Origin of the sequence: Amycolatopsis sp. WAC 01375 (assembly GCF_003947325.1) — a bacterium.
Taxonomy (GTDB): Bacteria; Actinomycetota; Actinomycetes; order Mycobacteriales; family Pseudonocardiaceae; genus Amycolatopsis.
This window is the reverse complement of the sequence record NZ_QHHW01000009.1, coordinates 123183-141680: the sequence shown is the minus strand read 5'-3', so window position 1 is coordinate 141680 and position 18498 is coordinate 123183. Positions and strand designations below refer to the sequence as shown.

General features: G+C 69.3%; 13 protein-coding genes. 11 read left to right on the top strand and 2 right to left on the bottom strand.

Going from position 1 to position 18498, the window contains the following annotated elements:
* Positions 1-50: 50 nt before the first annotated feature.
* The 3 genes from DL991_RS01965 to DL991_RS01955 all read left to right on the top strand — a co-directional run bounded on the left by DL991_RS01965 (position 51) and on the right by DL991_RS01955 (position 3981).
* Positions 51-614 (top strand): DUF3000 domain-containing protein, encoded by a 564-nt coding sequence (locus DL991_RS01965; RefSeq protein ID WP_199746301.1) that lies wholly within the window; start codon positions 51-53, stop codon positions 612-614.
* Between the two features lie 1313 nt (positions 615-1927).
* Entirely contained in the window at positions 1928-2644 is a 717-nt protein-coding gene (locus DL991_RS01960) for a response regulator transcription factor (protein WP_034318331.1), read from the top strand.
* A 68-nt stretch (positions 2645-2712) separates the two neighbouring features.
* Positions 2713-3981, top strand: a complete 1269-nt coding sequence (locus DL991_RS01955) for a ribonuclease D (RefSeq protein ID WP_125780322.1) — start codon at positions 2713-2715, stop codon at positions 3979-3981.
* Between the two features lie 7 nt (positions 3982-3988).
* On the opposite strand, the gene DL991_RS01950 is transcribed toward DL991_RS01955, so the two are convergent.
* Positions 3989-4645: a TetR/AcrR family transcriptional regulator gene (locus tag DL991_RS01950; protein WP_125780320.1), complete on the bottom strand. Its 657-nt coding sequence runs from the start codon at positions 4643-4645 to the stop codon at positions 3989-3991.
* Between the two features lie 178 nt (positions 4646-4823).
* Between DL991_RS01950 and DL991_RS01945 the strand changes: the two genes are divergently transcribed.
* From DL991_RS01945 to DL991_RS01920, 6 genes are all read left to right on the top strand, one after another.
* Positions 4824-6290, top strand: coding sequence for an amino acid permease (locus DL991_RS01945; protein WP_125780318.1), 1467 nt, complete (start codon positions 4824-4826; stop codon positions 6288-6290).
* Positions 6291-6301: 11 nt separating this feature from the next.
* The gene (locus tag DL991_RS01940; protein WP_125780316.1) at positions 6302-7135 is read left to right on the top strand and encodes an urea amidolyase associated protein UAAP1; all 834 of its coding nucleotides are present in this window, start codon (positions 6302-6304) and stop codon (positions 7133-7135) included.
* A complete protein-coding gene (locus DL991_RS01935) occupies positions 7132-7743 on the top strand; it encodes an urea amidolyase associated protein UAAP2 (protein WP_125780314.1) in 612 nt (203 codons plus the stop codon). The genes DL991_RS01940 and DL991_RS01935 overlap by 4 nt, the downstream gene beginning before the upstream one ends.
* Positions 7740-11339 carry an urea carboxylase gene (gene uca, locus DL991_RS01930; protein WP_125780312.1) on the top strand — a complete coding sequence of 1200 codons (3600 nt, stop codon included), beginning with the start codon at positions 7740-7742 and terminating at the stop codon, positions 11337-11339. Before DL991_RS01935 ends, uca begins: the two co-directional genes overlap by 4 nt.
* Before the next feature lie 138 nt (positions 11340-11477).
* Positions 11478-13091, top strand: a complete 1614-nt coding sequence (gene atzF, locus DL991_RS01925; protein WP_125780310.1) for an allophanate hydrolase — start codon at positions 11478-11480, stop codon at positions 13089-13091.
* A gap of 179 nt (positions 13092-13270) precedes the next feature.
* A complete protein-coding gene (locus DL991_RS01920; RefSeq protein ID WP_125780308.1) occupies positions 13271-13858 on the top strand; it encodes a D-alanyl-D-alanine carboxypeptidase family protein in 588 nt (195 codons plus the stop codon).
* Positions 13859-13979: 121 nt separating this feature from the next.
* Here the strand turns inward: DL991_RS01920 and bla are convergent, their stop codons facing one another.
* Positions 13980-14900 (bottom strand): class A beta-lactamase, encoded by a 921-nt coding sequence (gene bla, locus DL991_RS01915; protein ID WP_125780306.1) that lies wholly within the window; start codon positions 14898-14900, stop codon positions 13980-13982.
* A gap of 185 nt (positions 14901-15085) precedes the next feature.
* On the opposite strand from bla, the gene DL991_RS01910 reads away from it, so the two are divergent.
* Positions 15086-16318, top strand: a complete 1233-nt coding sequence (locus tag DL991_RS01910) for a thiolase family protein (protein ID WP_125780304.1) — start codon at positions 15086-15088, stop codon at positions 16316-16318.
* Positions 16318-18429, top strand: a complete 2112-nt coding sequence (locus DL991_RS01905) for a 3-hydroxyacyl-CoA dehydrogenase NAD-binding domain-containing protein (RefSeq protein ID WP_125780301.1) — start codon at positions 16318-16320, stop codon at positions 18427-18429. Before DL991_RS01910 ends, DL991_RS01905 begins: the two co-directional genes overlap by 1 nt.
* The last annotated feature ends 69 nt before the right edge of the window (positions 18430-18498 follow it).

Below are 18498 nucleotides of genomic sequence, written 5' to 3'. Positions count from 1 at the left end.
CTCGGCGCGCCTGCGCCCCGAACCGGACTGTCCCGTCCTACAGTCGGTTGGTGACCGCGATGACATCAGTACCCGATCTCTTCCGTGAAGCCGTCGCGGCGTTGCAATCGGTCCGGCCCCGCCCCGAAGTGCAGCTGGAGACGATGCGCCCGCCGCAGCGGCTGGCGCCGTGGTCCTACGCGGTGAGCTGCGAGGTGGAAGGACCGGCGGACGTGCTGGCGTCGGGACGGCTGGTGCTGCTGCACGACCCGGACGGCCAGGAGGGCTGGGACGGGGTCCTGCGGCTGGTCATGTACGTCCGCGCGGAACTCGACCGCGAACTGGCGACCGATCCCTTCCTGCCGGCCGTGGGCTGGTCGTGGCTGACCGACGCGCTGGAGAGCTCCGGCGCGGACTGGACGGCGCTGGGCGGCACCGTCACCGAGACTTCCTCAGCTCGCTTCGGCGATATCTCCGGACCCTCGCGCACCGACGATCTGGAACTCCGGGCGTCCTGGACGCCGACCGACGCCGCACTGCGGCCGCACGGGCAGGCCTTCTGCCAGGTGATGGCGAGCGTCGTCGGGCTGCCGCCGGTGGGCGTGACCCTCTTCGAGCAGCGCCAGTCCTCCTGACGGTCGGCTCAGAGAACCTTCGCATCCCCACTCGGGTCCCCGAGAGGCCTCCTGCTGTCCGGCGAGTGCCGCTCACGACTTCCGTAGGTCCGTGAAGGCCTCCTTGAGGGACTCTGCATTTACCCACTACTCGGGGCTCGCGCTCTGAGATCCCCTTGGTCGTCGTGTGGCCTTAGGCGTAACACGCGTGATTGGACGCGGAACTCACGGCTGACCCGGTCACGGGCGCGACGTCCATCGGCCTGGTGGTGACATCACCCCACGACCCACCCGCCAACCCGCAGGTCAGACGCAGGCAGAGGTCCGTGAAGGCCTCCTTCCCTACCGTGAGGGTAGGGAAGGAGGCCCTCACGGCCCGGCCCTGTGAAAGCTGGGGCTGCTGAGGCGCTTGAGGTGATCGTGAAGGTCCGTGAAGGCCTCCTTGAGGGACTCTGGGTCCCTCAAGGAGGCCTTCACGGACTCGGCAGCGGTCCCGACACGCCGAATCCCGGCAATCGAGACATAGCATTTGGGTTATTTTGCGAGTTCCGGCCATCTAGCGCCGCTAGGAAAGCTAGCGATACTAAAGGTCCCTTGCTATCGCCGGCAGATCGGCGACCCAAGGACATGAAGGACTCCTTCATTGCGCCTAGCGCAAGCAAGGAGTCCTTCATGTCCCCGCGAAGACCCCCGAAGCGACCGAAGGCGCCTTCGCCTACTCCATCCGCGAGCCCCGAGAGCGTCCGTACGGCGTCGAGAGACCCGACGCGGCCATTCGGACCAGACCAGCCCCGACCAGCACGGAGCCGGTCGAACAGAGGTCTGAACCACCCCGTTCGTGCTAACCCGGCTGTCACCGTGCGCAACAAGATCAAGTGAGCACGAAACGGCCCTCCGGGCACCCCGGAGACCTTCCGGAGCGTTACTGGCGCAGTCACTGAGCGGAGCGATCATGACTCTCCGCGAAGTTGATCAAGCCCCATGCCGGGGACGCTTTCCGGGTCCCCGCGCACTGCTCTTCGAGCGTCCCGGGCAGAGGCACCGGCAGGTGCACGGCTCATCTGCACAGTCGGTTGGGCCCCGGTATCCCCAGTGCATCGTGTTCGTTCGGCGATGTGTTAGCCACCGGCTGTGTACTAGCCCGATCGTGTTACTACGAACTCCCTGAGTGACCACTGGTTTGAGATAGATACCCATTCGATCCCCCCGTGAAGGCCTCGGGGCGGCTACAGTGCCATCGACGACACCACTTTCGGTCTAAAGCTGGCGCGGCTAAACGGCCGAAAGTCCCGGTGCCGGTCGGGGGGCACGACCGACTCCAGGGAGGTAGTGACGTGGCTACCGTCGGCATTTCTCAGGCCGTCCGATCCACGCCAGCCGGTTCATTGCCGGCGAGCATGGTTCCGCACCCGCGGGAAGAGCTTTTTTCCGTGTTGGTGGTCGATGACCACCCATTGTTGAGGGAGGCAATCTCAGCAAGACTCGCACAGATGGGTGCGGGCACCGTCCACGAGGCCGCCACGGTGGCCGAGGCGAGGGCGCGAGCACAGGCCACAGGGCCTTGTGATCTGGCGATCCTCGATCTCGGACTGCCGGATGGCAGCGGCATCGAGCTGGTTACGGAACTCCGTAGCCATGGCTGGCCTCGAGTAGTGGTGCTCGCTTCATCAGACGACCCGTACGCGGTCAGGTCGGCGTTCCAGGCCGGCGCCCAGGCATACCTGCTCAAGTCGGCATCGCCGGTCGTAGTGACCGACGGCGTCCGCAGGGTGCTCGAGGGCGGCGTCTACGCGGACCCGAGCGTCGCACCGGTCCTGGCCACCGGCACCCGAGTCGCCGGCACCGACAACACCCCGCGCGAGCTTTCGGCGCGCGAGGTCGAGGTGCTGCAGCTCGTGGCCGACGGCCAGAGCAACAAGGAGATCGGTGAGGAACTCAGCCTCTCCGCTCTCACCGTGAAGTCCCACCTCTCCCGCATCGGGCGCAAGCTCGGCACGGGTGACCGGGCTCAGATGGTGGCGCTGGCCATGCGTGCCGGCGTGATCCGCTGACAAAGGCGAACAGCCCTGCGGGGCGGGCGGACCAGGCGCGGTCCGCTCGTCCCGTAGGGTCTTCACCTATGGAAGGCGACCGACCCGGAGAACCGCAGACGGACCCGAAGAACGGCACCGATGACACCGGTGGACCGGTTCTTCTGCGCGAGCCCGCCGAGGGCACTCCGCCGGTGATCGCCGACGCGACAGCCCTCGCCGAAGCCTGCGTGAAGATCGCGGGCGGCAGCGGGGCTATCGCCATGGACACCGAACGCGCGTCCGGCTACCGATACTGGCCGAAGGCCTATCTCGTGCAGCTGCGCCGCGAAGGTGCCGGCTCCTTCCTCATCGACCCCATTCCGCTCGAAGGGCAGCTCGAACCCCTCGCGGAAGTGCTCAACAACGCCGAATGGGTGCTGCACGCGGCCTCTCAGGACCTGCCGTGCCTCGCCGAACTCGACCTGCACCCGAAGAGCCTGTTCGACACCGAACTCGCCGGACGGCTCGCCGGGTACGAACGGGTCGCCCTCGGCACCCTTGTCGAACTCCTTCTCGGTTACCAGCTGGAGAAGGGCCACAGCGCCGCCGACTGGTCGAAGCGCCCGCTTCCCGTCGACTGGCTGAACTACGCCGCCCTCGACGTCGAGCTGCTCATCGAGCTGCGCGAGAAACTCGAGGCCGATCTGGCCGCCCAGGGAAAGCTCGACTGGGCCCAGCAGGAATTCGAGGCCGTCCGCACCGCGCCGCCGCCCGCCCCTCGGGCCGAGCCGTGGCGCCGGACCTCCGGGGTGCACAAGATCCGGAGCGCTCGCGGTCTCGCCGCCGTGCGCGAACTGTGGCAGGCGCGGGACGAGCTCGCCCGCAAACGTGACCGCGCGCCGAGCCGGATCCTGCCCGACACCGCCATCATCAACGCTGTCACCGCGGACCCGAAGACCGTCGAGCAGTTGCAGGCGCTGCCGGTGTTCAGCGGCCGGGTCCAGCGCAAGTACACCGCGAGCTGGCTGCGGCATCTGCAGGCCGCCCGCGCGCTCCCCGCCGACGAACTGCCGACCCCCGCGCAGCAGACCGACGGCCCGCCGCCGGTGAACCGGTGGTCGGACAAGGATCCCGACGCCGCCGCCCGGCTCGTCGCCGCCCGCGCGGCGCTGGCCGCGATCGCGGAGGACCGGCGGCTGCCGGTGGAGAACCTGCTGCTGCCGGAACTGGTGCGCCGCACCTGCTGGCGTCCGCCCGCGGAGCTGAGCGAGGACGCCGTCGCCCAGGTGCTCCGCGACGGCGGTGCCCGGCCGTGGCAGGTCGAGCTGACCGTGGCGGCGCTGAGCAAGGCGCTGCACGCCACCGCCACCGCCTGATCCGCTTTCAGTCCTCCAGCAGCATCCGGGCGGAGGCACGCAGCCCCGCGTCCGGTTCCCCGATACCGGCGAGCCTCAGCACGCTGTCGGCCCCTTCGACGGCGTGCGCTTCGACGTCCAGGTCCGGTTGGTCACGCCGGACGATCGCGATGCTCTCGACGAGCCCGAACACGAGGTCGGTCCGGATGCCGACGAGGCCACCGGGTACGCCGGCCGCGGCGACGAGCGAGCCGTAGACGCGTTTGAGTTCCGCCCGTTCGGCGCGGAATCGCGCCAGCCTCGGCGACGAGATCTCCGGCAGCAGGTACAGGGCGCCGAGGTTGTGCCGCGCGCTGCCGAGCAGATGGATGTCCGCGTACGCCAGCGCCCACAGCCGTGCGCCGACCGGCGCGAGCTGCGCCGAAAGCCCGCCCGCGACGTCCAGTGACGGCCGGACGGTGTCCTCCAGCAGCGCCGCGAGAATGTCCTCTTTGGACGGAAAGTGGTAGTAGAGGGACGCCTGGCGCAGGCCGGCGCGTTCGGCGATCGCTCGGGTGGTCGTCGCCGCGTACCCGGCGCCGGTGAACAGCTCCCCCGCCGCGTCCAATACGGCGAGCCGCGCTTCCCGCTTGCTCGCCACGGCGCCGCTGGCTCTCGGCCTTCCCACCCCGGTCGTTTTCGTCATCTATCCGATCCTGCCATTTCTTCGCGAAGATCTTTGTTACGTCCGGTGGTCGGCCCAGGTTACCCAATCCGGTATCTGTTAACACCGCGCTTACCCGGCGGAGATCGGAAGGATCCCGCACGCGCTTAATTTCGGTCAGCCGATCGAAATTCGGCCCTTGAGACAGGAGCCTCCGCAAATGCCTTCCGAAGACCTTTCCGCCTTCGGGTACCGCCAAGAACTTCGCCGGACACTCGGCGGATTCTCCGCCTTCGCCGCCGGTTTCTCCTTCGTTTCCATCCTGACCACGGTGTTCCAGCTGTTCGCCTTCGGCTATTCCTTCGGCGACACGCTCTTCTTCTGGACATGGCCGCTGGTCATCGCCGGGCAATTGCTCGTCGCGCTCAACTTCGCCGAACTCGCCGCCCGATTCCCGCTGGCCGGATCGGTTTACCAGTGGGCGAAACAACTCTCCCCCGGATTCGGGGGCTGGCTCGCCGGCTGGATGATGCTGGTCGGCTGCGTCGTCGCGCTCGCCGGTGCCGCGATCGCGCTGCAGGTGGTCCTCCCGTCGGTCTGGAGCGGCTTCCAGCTCGTCGGCGGGGATCCCGCGATCACCTCCCCGACCGGCGCCAGCAACGCCGTCCTGCTCGGCACCCTGCTGATCGTCATCACCACCGCGATCAACGCGGGCGGCGTACGGCTCATGGCGCGGATCAACGACATCGGGGTCGCCGCGGAACTCGTCGGCGTCCTCGTGCTGGTCGTCGGTCTCGCGTCGTTCGCTGTCCGTGGCCCGCAGGTCGTGACCCAGCCGGCGGGCGAAAGCCCGGGAGCCGGCGGCGTTCTCGCTTCGGCACTGATGGCCGCGTACGTTCTCTACGGTTTCGACACCGCGGCCTCGGTCGCCGAGGAGACCAAGGACGCGCGCCGTGTCGCCCCGCGCGCCGTGCTCCGCGCGCTCTTGATCTCCGGGGTCGGCGGGCTCGCCGTCGTCCTCACCGCGCTGATGGCGGCGCCGAGCCTGACCGACGGGCAACTGGCCGGGAAAGGCCTGCCGTATGTGATCACCGCCGTCTTCGGTGACACTCTCGGCCGGGTCTTCCTCGCCGACGTCGCGATCGCGGTCGTCGTCTGCACCCTGACCATCCAGACCGGCACCGTGCGGCTGATCTACTCCATGGCCCGCGACGGCGCGCTCCCCGGCGCCAGGCGCCTTTCCGCGGTGAACGCCCGCACCGGCACACCGATCGCGCCCGCCGTGCTGTCCGGGGCGCTCGCCATCGGGCTTCTGCTGCTGAATCTGGGGAACCCGACCATCTTCAGCACGATCACCGGCACTTCGGTGGTCGTGGTCTACCTCGCCTATCTCCTGGTAACCGGGCCGCTGCTGCTCCGGCGCCGTCAAGGCCGTTTCACCGCCGAGCCCGGCCATTTCTCCCTGGGGCGATGGGCTATTCCGGTCAACATCGCGGCAGTAGGGTACGGCGCGATGATGATCGTCAACATCGCTTGGCCACGAGCCGAGATCTACGACCTGGCGGGCACCGGTTCCGTCTGGGTCCTGTTGTTCCCGATCGAGTTCGTCGGCGCCGCGCTGCTCACCGGCTATCTCTGCTGGCGCCGCCGCTCCGCGCTCACCACGGTTCCCGTCCCCGCGACCTGAAGGAAGGTTCCATGAGCACGACATCGACCACGTACGGCGCTCGCGACCACGCCCGCGCACAGGCGGGCACCGTGACCGAAGCGATGCCCGCAATCCCCGCGTCCACCTGGCCGGACCCGCCGCCCGGGATCGACCCGGCGAAGCTGGTCTGGGCCGAGACCGTCGCCGGCGGCGGCTACACCCACAAGGTCCTCGCCCGCGGCACCGAGCTGCGGCTGACCGACGTCGAGGGGGACGCCTGCGCGCATCTGCTGCTGTTCAACGCGGACCAGCCCTGGGAGCGGCTGAACGTCGCGGACACGGTGAAGGTCCAGTGGAACGCCTACCTCGGCGAGGCGATCGCCCTGCTTTCGGATCAGGCACGGGTGCTCGCGACCGTCGTCACCGACGAGAGCGGCAAGCACGACGCCCTCTGCGGAACGTCCACTGTGGACAGTAACGCGCAGCGCTACGGCGACGGGAGCCCGCAGGGTGCTTCGCCATCGGGCAACGCGCTGTTCACCCTCGCCGCGGCCAAACACGGCCTCACGCCGCGTGACCTCCCGCCGAGCCTGTCCTTCTTCCAAGGCGTCCACGTGGAGGCCGACGGCGGGCTCACGTTCACCGGTTCGGCCGGTCCCGGCAAATCCGTGGTCCTGCGCACGGAACTCCCGGTCGTCGTCCTGATCGCCAACGTGGCACATCCGCTCGATCCGCGCCCGGACTACCCGGTCACGCCGCTGCGAGTCCTCGCCCAGCGCTCCGCACCGTCCACTCCGGACAGTCCTGAGTGGACGGTTTCCCCCGAGGCGCAGCGTGCCTTCGAGAACACCGCCGACTACCTCACCGCAAGGGGCCTCGCATGACGATCATCTCCGACACCGAGGTCGCCGCGCGGGCGCCGTACTCCACCGTGCTCCGCGAGGGCGAGACGCTCGCGATCATCGATCTCGGCGGCAACCAGGCCGTCGACTTCCTCTGCTACGACGCCGCCGACACGGCGAAGAGGTACAGCGCGGCCGCCACGATCGCCGCGCAGTGCAATATCTTCCTCACCACCGGCAGCGTGCTGCGCACCGGCGAGGGCGCACCGCTGCTGACCGTCGTCGAGGACACCTGCGGGCGGCACGACACGATCGGCGGCGCCTGCAGCAAGGAGTCGAACAGCCTCCGCTACGGCCAGCACACGCGGTTCCAGCACGCCTGCGTCGAGAACTTCCTGACCGAAGGCGCCAAATGGGGCCTCGGCAAACGGGATCTGGTCAGCAACGTCAACTGGTACATGAACGTGCCGGTCGAACAGGACGGCACGCTCGGCATCGTCGACGGCATTTCGGCGCCCGGCCTGGAGGTCAAGCTGCGTGCCGAGACCGACGTCCTGGTCCTGGTGTCGAACTGCCCGCAGATCAACAACCCGTGCAACGGCTTCGACCCGACGCCGGTCCGGATGATCGTCACCGGCGGTGCCGGGTGAAGCTGCTCGTCGCCAACCGGGGGGAAATCGCGGTCCGTGTCATCCGGACCGCAAGGGAGATGGGCATTCCGACGGTCGCCGTCTATTCCGACGCCGACCGTACGGCCGCGCACGTACGGCTTGCCGACGAAGCCGTCCGGCTCGGCCCGGCACCGGCGAGGGAGAGTTACCTCCTCGCCGACGCCATCATCGAAGCCGCGGTGAAGACCGGGGCGGACACGATCCATCCGGGTTACGGCTTCCTGTCCGAAGACGCCGCTTTCGCCAGAGCGGCGGAAGCGGCCGGGATCCGGTTCGCCGGACCCACCGCGGACCATCTCGAAGTATTCGGCAGCAAGCACACCGCGCGGCTGAAGGCCGTCGAGGCCGGTGTCCCGATGCTGCCCGGCACCGGGCTGCTGGACACCCTCGCCGACGCCGAAACCGCGGCCGCCATGGTCGGCTATCCGGTGATGCTCAAGGCCACCGGCGGTGGCGGCGGGATCGGCATGCGGGCCTGCGCGTCCGCCGACGAACTGCGGGACGCCTGGGAAGCGGTGCAGAGCATCGCGGCCAAGAGCTTCTCGACCTCGGGCGTGTTCCTCGAACAGCTGGTGACCCACGCGCGGCACGTCGAGGTCCAGGTGTTCGGCGACGGCGCGGGCAAGGTGCTGGCGCTCGGCACGCGGGACTGCACCCTGCAGCGGCGCAACCAGAAGGTGCTCGAAGAGTGCCCCGCGCCAGGGCTTTCCGAAGCGGTGCGGGAGAAACTGGTCTCCGCGGCCGTCGATCTCTGCGCTTCGGTGCGCTACCGGTCGGCCGGGACGGTCGAGTTCATCTACGACCCGAGGCGGGAAGTGGCCGCGTTCCTGGAAGTGAACACGCGCCTTCAGGTCGAACACCCGGTCACCGAAGCGGTGTACGGGATCGACCTCGTCGAGTGGATGCTCCGGCTCGCCGACGGCGACACCGGGATGTTCGCCACCACGCCGAAACCGCGCGGGCACGCGGTCGAAGCGCGGGTCTACGCCGAGGACCCGGCCGCCGGGCACCGGCCGAGCGCGGGTCTGCTGACCCGCGCCGACTTCCCCGAAGGCGTCCGGGTCGACACCTGGGTCGAGGCAGGCGCGAACGTGACGACGCATTACGACCCCCTGCTGGCCAAGGTGATCACCGTCGGCGCGGACCGGGAGGCGACGCTGGCCGCCCTGGGCGAGGCGCTCCGCGAGAGCCGGGTGGACGGCGTCCGGACGAACCTCGGCCAGTTGCGCGCGGTCGCCGCCGATCAGCGGCTGCACGAGATCACGCACGACACCGCGACGCTCGACACGATCACCGATCCCGAGCCGCGGATCGAGGTCCTGCGGGGCGGCACGATGACCACCGTCCAGGACTGGCCGGGACGGCTGGGGTTCTGGCACGTGGGTGTCCCGCCGAGCGGCCCGATGGACGATTTGTCGCTGCGTCTCGGCAACCGCGCGCTCGGCAATCCCGAAGGCGCGGCGGGCTTGGAGTGCACTGTAGACGGCGTCTCGCTGAAGTTCACCGACGCCGCAATCGTTTGCGTCACGGGCTCGCCGTCGCCGGTGACCCTTGACGGCACGCCCGTTCCACAGTGGACGCCCCTCGAGATCCCCGCGGGAGGCGTGCTCGACGTCGGCACCGGCACCGCCGGGCTCCGCGCGTACGTGCTCGTCCGCGGCGGGATCGAGGTGCCGGACTTCCTGGGCAGCGCGGCGACGTTCACCCTGGGCGGCTTCGGCGGGCACGGCGGGGGCGCGCTGGCGACCGGTGACGTCCTCTCCCCCGGTCCGGAACCGGAGAACGCCGTCACCGGACCGGTTCCCGAAGCCGAACGGCCGGTCTTCTCGACGCACTGGGAGATCGGCGCGTCCGAGGGACCACACGCCGCGCCGGAGTTCTTCACCCCGGACGACGTCGAAACGTTCTACGCCACCGACTGGGAGGTCCACTTCAACTCCGCGCGGACCGGGGTCCGGCTCGTCGGACCCCGGCCCCGGTGGGCGCGGGAAGACGGCGGTGAGGCGGGCCTGCACCCGTCGAACATCCACGACACGCCGTACGCGATCGGTGCCGTCGACTACACCGGTGACCTGCCGATCCTGCTGGGACCGGACGGGCCGAGCCTCGGCGGGTTCGTCTGCCCGGCGACCGTGGTGACCGGGCAGCGCTGGAAACTCGGCCAGTTGCGGCCGGGCGACACCGTGCGGTTCGTGCCGATCACCACCGAGCACGCCTCTTCCTTGCGGGATACGCCCCACACCGCGGTCGAGGCGAGCCGGAAACCGATCGACGACGGTGGCATCCTCGGCCGTCTGTCCACATCGGACGAGAACCCCGAGGTCACCTACCGGCGCAGCGGCGACGACAACCTGCTGATCGAGTACGGGCCGATGAAACTCGACCTGGCCCTGCGGATGCGGGTCCACGCCCTGGCCGATCGGCTGGCCACGGAAGGGCTCGACGGCGTCGTCGACTTGACCCCGGGCATCCGCTCGCTACAGGTCCACGTCGACCCGGACGTGCTGCCGGTGCCGAAACTGCTCGGGCTCGTGCAGGAGGTGGAGCACGATCTTCCGCGCACCGCCGATCTCGTGGTGCCGAGCCGGACTGTACGGCTGCCGCTGTCCTGGGACGACCCGGCGACGCGCGAAGCGATCGAGCGGTACATGGCGGGCGTCCGCGACGACGCGCCGTGGTGCCCGTGGAACATCGAGTTCATCCGGCGGGTGAACGGTCTGTCCAGTGTGGACGACGTCTACCGCACGGTGTTCGACGCGGAATACCTGGTGCTCGGCCTCGGCGACGTCTATCTCGGCGCGCCGGTGGCCACTCCGCTTGATCCGCGGCACCGGCTGGTCACCACGAAGTACAACCCGGCCCGCACCTGGACCGCGGAGAACTCGGTCGGCATCGGCGGCTCGTACCTGTGCATCTACGGGATGGAAGGCCCCGGCGGGTACCAGTTCGTCGGGCGGACCGTGCAGGTGTGGAGCGGCTGGCGGCAACGCGGGTCGTTCGAACCGGGTTCGCCCTGGCTGTTGCGGTTCTTCGACCGGATCTCGTGGTACCCGGTGACCGCCGAGGAACTGCTCGACCTGCGGGCACAGAGTTCGGCGGGGGAACTGGAACTCGACATCACCGACGGCGAGTTCGCGCTGGCCGACCACGAACGGTTCCTGGCCGACAACGCCGCCGACATCGCCTCTTTCCGGGCGAAGCAGAGCGCGGCGTTCGAGGCGGAACGGCAAGCCTGGGCGGCGGCGGGCGAATTCGACCCTCGCCCCGAACCCGTCGGGGCCAAGGTCCCGACCACGAAGGTCGAGGCCCCGCCCGGCGGACACGTCGTCGAGGCACCGTTCGCCGCGACCGTGTGGCGGGTGGACGTCGACCCCGGCAAGAAGGTCGACCCGGCGGAGACGCTGGTGATCCTCGAAGCGATGAAGACCGAGGCGCGGATCCCCGCGCCCGCCGCCGGGGAGGTCGTCGAGGTGCTCGTCTCTCCCGGCGATCAGGTCGCCCCCGGCACACCGCTGGTGGTCTTGGAGCCTATTGGCGTAGCTGAGGAGGTCTCGTCGAATGGACATAACGCGTGAACCCACCCAGCCGAAGGCCCCGCTATCGCGGTGGCAGGGCGCCCTGATCACCCACCGGAACGAGCTTTACCAGGTCGCGCCCTGCCGACGTCGATCGCGGCGGGGGTTCACCACCAGGCAATGGGGAAGGAGCGCGGGATGAGCGTGCTGGAACGGGTGCGCGCCGCGTACCACCGGATCGCGCGGGTCGACCGGCCCGAGATCTGGATCGACCTGCGTCCCGAGGCGGACGTGCTCGCCGACGCGGAGAAGCTGGAAGCCCGTCGTGCGGCGGGGGATTCCCTGCCGCTGTACGGGAAACTGGCCGCGGTCAAGGGCAACATCGACGTCGCCGGGCTGCCGACGACAGCGGCGTGCCCCGAGTACGCCTACCTGCCGGACGAGGACGCGCCGGTGGTGGCGCGGCTGCGGGCGGCCGGGGCGCTGATCCTCGGCACGACCAATCTGGACCAGTTCGCGACGGGACTGGTCGGCACGCGCAGTCCGCACGGCGCGGTCCGGAACGCGATCGACCCGGCGTACGTGTCGGGCGGGTCGAGTTCGGGGTCGGCGGTCGCGGTGGCGCTCGGCATCGCGGATCTCGCGCTCGGCACCGACACCGCCGGATCCGGGCGGGTCCCGGCGGCGTTCAACGGGATCGTCGGCCTCAAGCCGACACGCGGTCTGCTGCCGACGGCCGGTGTCGTGCCCGCGTGCGCGAGCATCGACTGCGTGACGGTGTTCGCGCGGTCGGTCGACGAGGCTTCGGCGGCCTTCGCGTGTCTCAGCGAGCCGCGGGATCTTCCGGTGGTCCACCGTCCTTTCCGGATCGGTGTGCCGGACGCTCTCGGTCCCCTTCAGGAAGGGTGGGCGGACGCGTTCTCCGCGGCGGCTCACGAGTTCCGTGACGCGGGAGCCGAGCTGGTCACTGTCGACATATCGGCGTTTCTCGACGCGGCGCGTCTGCTGTACGAAGGCGCCTTCGTGGCCGAGCGGTACTCGGCGGTCGGCGAGTTCATCGACGCCCACCCGGATGCCGTCGATCCGGCCGTGCGGCGGATCATCGGTGCGGCGAAGGACATCCCGGCACACCGGTTGTTCACCGACTTGGCCGCGCTCGACGGTCTTTCGCGTGAAGCGTCGGCAGTGTTGTCCACTGTGGACTGCCTGCTGCTGCCCACGACGACAGGGCACCCGACGATCGCCGAGGTCGAGGCCGATCCGCTGGGCGTGAACGCCCGGTTGGGCCGGTTCACGAACTCGACGAACCTGCTGGGCCTGTCGTCGCTCGCCGTACCCGCCGGAACCGTCTCCGGGCTGCCGTTCGGGGTGATGCTGGTCGGCCCCGCGTACGCCGACCGGATCCTCGCCGACGTCGCCCGGCTGGTGCCGCGGCGGACGCGGATCGCCGTCGTCGGCGCCCATCTGCGCGGGCAGCCGCTGAACCACGAACTGACCTCGCGTGGCGGGCGGTTCGTTTCCTCCGGATCGACCGCGGCCGAGTACCGGCTCTACGCGCTGGACACCGTGCCGCCCAAACCCGGTCTCGTCCGGGTCGCCTCGGGTGGCGAGCCGATCGAGGCCGAGGTGTGGGACCTGCCTTCGAGCGGCTTCGGCGAGTTCGTGGCGGGCGTTCCCGCGCCGCTGGCGATCGGGAAGGTGCGGCTGGCCGACGGGAGCGAGGTGTCCGGGTTCGTCTGCGAACCGGTGGCCGTGGAGGGCGCCGAGGACATCACCGGGTACGGCGGGTGGCTCGGGTACCTGAGCCGCTGAGGCTCGCGTCTCGTGAGTGGCGTTTCGGGTTCTAACCCGAAACGCCACTCACGACCACCGCCAGGCCCGGGACGCACCGTCCCTCCACCAGGCGTTTTCCGATTCGGTTGGCCTCCCGGGGCGTTCTGGGAACAACGTCACAAACCCTGGCGGCCCGCCGGACGCTGGGTAGCTTCGGAGTGGTGCCCACCACTGTCGTCTCCAGCCGCCGGACCGCGATCAGCGTGCTCGTGGCGCTGGGTCTCGTCGGGATCGCGATGGTGACGCTGGGAGCCACCGGCGTGGCCGTCAAGACGGTGAACGGGCAACCGCTCGCGATCCTCGAAGAGGTCCCCGGCCCCGAGAGCGGGCCGACGTGCGCCGTCGACAAGCGTTATGTCGACGAGGACACCTTCGGTATGCGCCCGGACGTGATCGAAGCGTGGAACGCCATGCGCGCCAAGGCCAAGGCACAGAACATCACGCTCTGCGTGAACGACGGCAAGCGCAGCCGGAGCCAGCAACAGCGCGAGTTCGACAAGGCCGTCGAGCGGTTCGGCTCCGTGGAGCAGGCCAAGAAGTGGGCGTTGCAACCGGAGACGTCCATGCACGTCAAGGGAATCGCCGTCGACATCCAGCCGCTGAACTCGGCAGCGTGGGTGGACGAGAACGGTGGCGCGCTCGGCTGGTGCCGCCGCTACGACAACGAGAAGTGGCACTTCGAGTACGACCCGGCCTATGCCACCGGCGGCTGCCCCGCCCTGCTCCCCAGCGCCACCGGCAACTAACGCGTAACTCGCGTGATTGGACGCGTAACTCACGTGATTGGAGGCGTAACTCCTCCAGACACGCGAGTTACGTCTTCAATCACGCGAGTTACGGCTCCAGACACGCGAGTTACGCGTCCAATCACGTGAAGGTTTCGGCCACGTACTTCGCGGCCTCGGCGAGCAGCGCCTGGTCGTACGGGGCGTCCTTGGCCGCCTTGCTGGACATGATCGCCAGCACGATCGGCGCTTTGGCCGGCGGCCATAGGACGGCGATGTCGTTCAACGTGCCGTAGTCGCCCGTCCCGGTCTTGTCGGCAACGGTCCAGCCGGACGGCAGGCCCGCCCGGATGCGCTCGGCACCGGTGGCGTTGCGCTGGAGCAGATCGCGGAGGAAATCGCGTTTGTCGGCCGTCAGCGTGTCGCCCAGCACGATCTCGCGGTAGTCGGCGGCGAAAGCGCGCGGAGTCGTGGTGTCGCGAAGGTCGCCAGGGGTGGCCTCGGTGATGGCCGGTTCGACCCGGTCCATCCGCGTGACGGTGTCGCCGAGGCTGCGCGTGAACGCCGTCAGCGCGGCGGGGCCGCCGAGGTCCCGCAGCAGCAGATTGCCCGCGGTGCCGTCGCTGAACCGGACGGCGGCGTCGCACAGCTGGCGGATCGTCATGCCGGTGGCGACATGCTGTCCGGTGACCGGAGCGTGTTTCATCAGGTCTTCCCGGGAGTAGCGGACCCGGGTTTCCAGATGCGACAACGGGTTGCGTTGCAAGACGGCGGCAGCCGCGACGCCTTTGAACGTCGAGCAGAACGCGAACCGCTCGTCCGCGCGATGTTCGACCGTGCTGCCGCCTTCGGTGTCGAGCGCATACACGCCGAGCCTGGCGTCGAACTTCTTCTCCAGCTCCATCAACCGGTCGTGGAACTGCCGGGAGGGAGCAGGCGGGGGTGGCGGAGGAGGGGCCGAAGGGCTCGGAGGCGGCGTCCCACGAGTGCAGGCGCCCAGCGGCACCAGGACCGCCATCCCCAGCAACGCGCGACGGGTGACGGCCGACCCCGGCGATGTCATCGTGATCCCTCCCCCTGATCACCTCGAACATAGCAACTTCCCCACCGCCCCCGGATCGGCCAAGCGGCCGACCCGAGCGCACCCGGGAGTGTGCCTTCCCCCACTCGACCGGGCCACCATCCTGGTTACCGACCGGTAACCGGGGCTAGGGTGCGGTCAGGACTACCTCAACTTCAGGAGCATTCGTGGCCGCAGGAGCAACACCGCTCGCGCCGAACGCGCGGTCGGTACGCAATGTCGCCTTCGTCGAAGGGGTGCGAACGCCCTTCGGCAAGGCAGGCGAAAAAGGCATGTACGCCGGCACCCGTGCCGACGACCTCGTCGTCAACGCCATCCGTGAACTGCTGCGGCGGCATCCCGAGCTGCCGCCCGAACGCGTCGACGAGGTGGCGATCGCCGCCACCACCCAGATCGGGGACCAGGGCCTGACCATCGGCCGCACGGCCGCGCTGCTGGCGGGCTTGCCCAAGTCGGTGCCCGGCTTCGCGCTGGACCGCATGTGCGCGGGCGCGATGACCGCGGTCACCACGACCGCGAGCGGGATCGGCTTCGGCGCGTACGACATCGCCATCGCCGGCGGCGTCGAGCATATGGGCCGCCACCCGATGGGCGAGGGCGTCGACCCGAACCCGCGCATCATCGCCGACAAGCTCGTCGACCCGACGGCGCTCGTGATGGGCCAGACCGCGGAGAACCTGCACGACCGGTTCCCCGAGATCACCAAGCAGCGCACCGACGCCTTCGCCGCGCGCAGCCAGGAGAAGTACGCCGAAGCGGTGAAGACCGGCAAGATCGGACCCGAGCTGGTCCCGGTCGCCACCCGCTCCAAGGAATTGGGCTGGGGTCTCGCGACCGAGGACGAGCCGCCGCGTCCGGGCACCACGGTCGAGCAGCTCGCCGGGCTGAAGACGCCGTTCCGCCCGCACGGCCGGATCACCGCGGGCAACGCGGCCGGTCTCAACGACGGCGCCACCGCGGCCCTGCTCGCCGACGAGGACACCGCCCGCGAACTCGGCCTGCCGGTCGGCATGCGCCTGGTGGGCTACTCCTTCGCCGGTGTCGAACCGGAGGTCATGGGCATCGGCCCGGTGCCCGCCACCGAGAAGCTGTTCAAGCGCACCGGTCTGTCGATCGACGACATCGGCCTGTTCGAGATCAACGAGGCGTTCGCCGTCCAGGTGCTCGCTTTCCTCGACCACTTCGGCATCGCCGACGACGACCCTCGCGTCAACCAGTGGGGCGGCGCGATCGCCTGCGGCCACCCGCTCGCCTCGTCCGGTGTCCGGCTGATGACGCAGCTTTCGCGTCAGTTCGCCGAGCGCCCCGACGTGCGCTACGGCCTGACCACCATGTGCATCGGTATCGGCATGGGCGGGACCGTCATCTGGGAGAACCCGGCCTTTGAGGGGGCGAAGTAATGACTTTCACCGCTGAGCAGGCGAAAGCCGCCTTTCCCGACGAGGTCGTCACGAACGCGGTCACTCGTCTGGTGAAGGTGCCCGGCCTCGACAAGCCGGTCGCCCTGATCACCCTGGACAACGGCCACGACCACACCCGGCCGAACACCTTCGGCCCGCAGGGCCTGGTGAGCCTCAACGCCGCGATCGACACCGCCTTCGCCGCGGAACCCGCCGCGATCGCGGTCACTGGCAAGCCGTTCATCTTCGCCGTCGGCGCCGATCTTTCCGGCGTCGAAGCGGTCGCGGATCCGGCGCTGGCACGCGAGATCGCGCAGACCGGGCACGACGTGTTCCGCCGTCTCACCGAGACCGAGATCCCGACGTTCGGGTTCATCAACGGCGCGGTGATGGGCGGCGGGCTCGAACTCGCGCTCTCCTGCCACTACCGCACGCTTTCGGAGAACACCGCCGCGATCGCGTTCCCCGAGGTCTTCCTCGGCCTGTTCCCGGGCTGGGGCGGCACGCAGCTGCTGCCGAACCTGATCGGGCCGGACGCCGCGGTCACCGTGATCATCGAGAACGCGCTGGCGCAGAACAAGATGCTCAAGGTCGCGCAGGCGGCGGAGCTCGGCATCGTCGACGAGGTCTTCGGTTCGGCCGACTACCTCGAACAGTCCCTGTTGTGGCTGGCGAAGGTCGTCAACGGCGAGACCCCCCCCGCCCGCCGCGAGATCGACCGCGGCGCGGGCTGGGACGCCGCCATCGCCCGCGCCAAGGCCATTGTGGACGGACGCACCAAGGGCGCCTCGCCCGGCGCGACCAAGGCCGTCGAGCTGCTGGAGCTGGCCAGGGAGAACGATCTGGACCGCGGCTACGCGGCCGAGACCGACGGGCTCGCCGAACTGCTCATGGACGACACGCTGCGTGCCGGGCTGTACTCGTTCAACCTGGTCAACAAGCGGGCCAAGCGGCCGGCAGGCGCGCCGGACAGGTCGCTGGCGCGCAAGGTGAACAAGGTCGGCATCGTCGGCGCGGGCCTGATGGCCAGCCAGATGGCGCTGCTGTTCGTCCGCCGCCTCAAGGTGCCGGTGGTGCTCACCGACGTCGACCAGGAACGCGTCGACAAGGGCGTGTCCTATGTGCACAGTGAGATCGACAAGCTGCTGGCCAAGAAGCGGGTTTCGCCGGACGGCGCGAACCGGCTGAAGGCACTCGTCACCGGCTCGCTCGACAAGGCCGCGTTCGCCGACGCCGACTTCGTGATCGAAGCGGTGTTCGAGGAACTGGGCGTCAAGCAGAAGGTCTTCGCCGACCTGGAGCAGTACGTCTCCCCCGAGGCGATCCTGGCGACGAACACCTCGTCGCTGTCGATCACCGCGATGGCGTCCCAGCTCAAGCATCCGGAACGCGTGGTCGGCTTCCACTTCTTCAACCCGGTCGCGGTGATGCCGCTGCTGGAGATCGTCCGCGCGGAGAAGACCGACGACGCCGCGCTGGCCACCGCGTTCGCCCTCGGCAAGCAGCTCAAGAAGTCGAGCGTGCTGGTCAAGGACGCGTCCGCGTTCGTGGTCAACCGGCTGCTGCTGCGGTTCCTCGGCGAGGTACTGGTGACCGTCGACGAGGGCACGCCGTTCGAGGTCGCGGACAAGGCACTCGAGCCGCTCGGCCTGCCGATGACGCCGCTGACGCTGATGCAGCTGGTCGGCCCGGCGATCGCCCTGCACGTCGGGGAGACCCTGCACGAGGCGTTCCCGGACCGGTTCACCGTCAGCGAGAACCTCGACCGCTTCGTCAAGGCGGGCAAGAAGGGTGTCTGGCACTGGGACGACAAGGGCCACGCCACCGTCGATCCCGAGGTGGCCGAACTCTGGCAGCGCGGCGACTCGCCGTCGACCTCCGAGCAGGTGCGTGACCGCGCGCTGGCGGCGATCGCCGAGGAGATCCGGATCATGCTCGACGAGGGCGTGGTCGCCGAGGCGCAGGACATCGACCTGTGCCTGATCCTCGGCGCGGGCTGGCCGTTCTGGCTGGGCGGCATCACGCCGTACCTGGACCGGGCCGGGGTGTCCGAGAAGGTCAACGGCAAGCCGTTCCTGGCGCCGGGTGTGGCGAGCGTTCCGCTCTCCTGACCTCTGCCAAAAGGCCACCGTCGGCGATCTCTTGATCGCGGGCGGTGGTCTTTTGCGTTTTTCGTGTAT

Coding starts and splice junctions, on each gene's coding strand:
- DL991_RS01955 (WP_125780322.1), top strand. CDS start 2,713: ATGGAAGGCGACCGACCCGGAGAACCGCAGACGGACCCGAAGAACGGC.
- DL991_RS01950 (WP_125780320.1), bottom strand. CDS start 4,645: ATGACGAAAACGACCGGGGTGGGAAGGCCGAGAGCCAGCGGCGCCGTG.
- DL991_RS01945 (WP_125780318.1), top strand. CDS start 4,824: ATGCCTTCCGAAGACCTTTCCGCCTTCGGGTACCGCCAAGAACTTCGC.
- DL991_RS01940 (WP_125780316.1), top strand. CDS start 6,302: ATGAGCACGACATCGACCACGTACGGCGCTCGCGACCACGCCCGCGCA.
- DL991_RS01935 (WP_125780314.1), top strand. CDS start 7,132: ATGACGATCATCTCCGACACCGAGGTCGCCGCGCGGGCGCCGTACTCC.
- atzF (WP_125780310.1), top strand. CDS start 11,478: ATGAGCGTGCTGGAACGGGTGCGCGCCGCGTACCACCGGATCGCGCGG.
- bla (WP_125780306.1), bottom strand. CDS start 14,900: ATGACATCGCCGGGGTCGGCCGTCACCCGTCGCGCGTTGCTGGGGATG.
- DL991_RS01905 (WP_125780301.1), top strand. CDS start 16,318: ATGACTTTCACCGCTGAGCAGGCGAAAGCCGCCTTTCCCGACGAGGTC.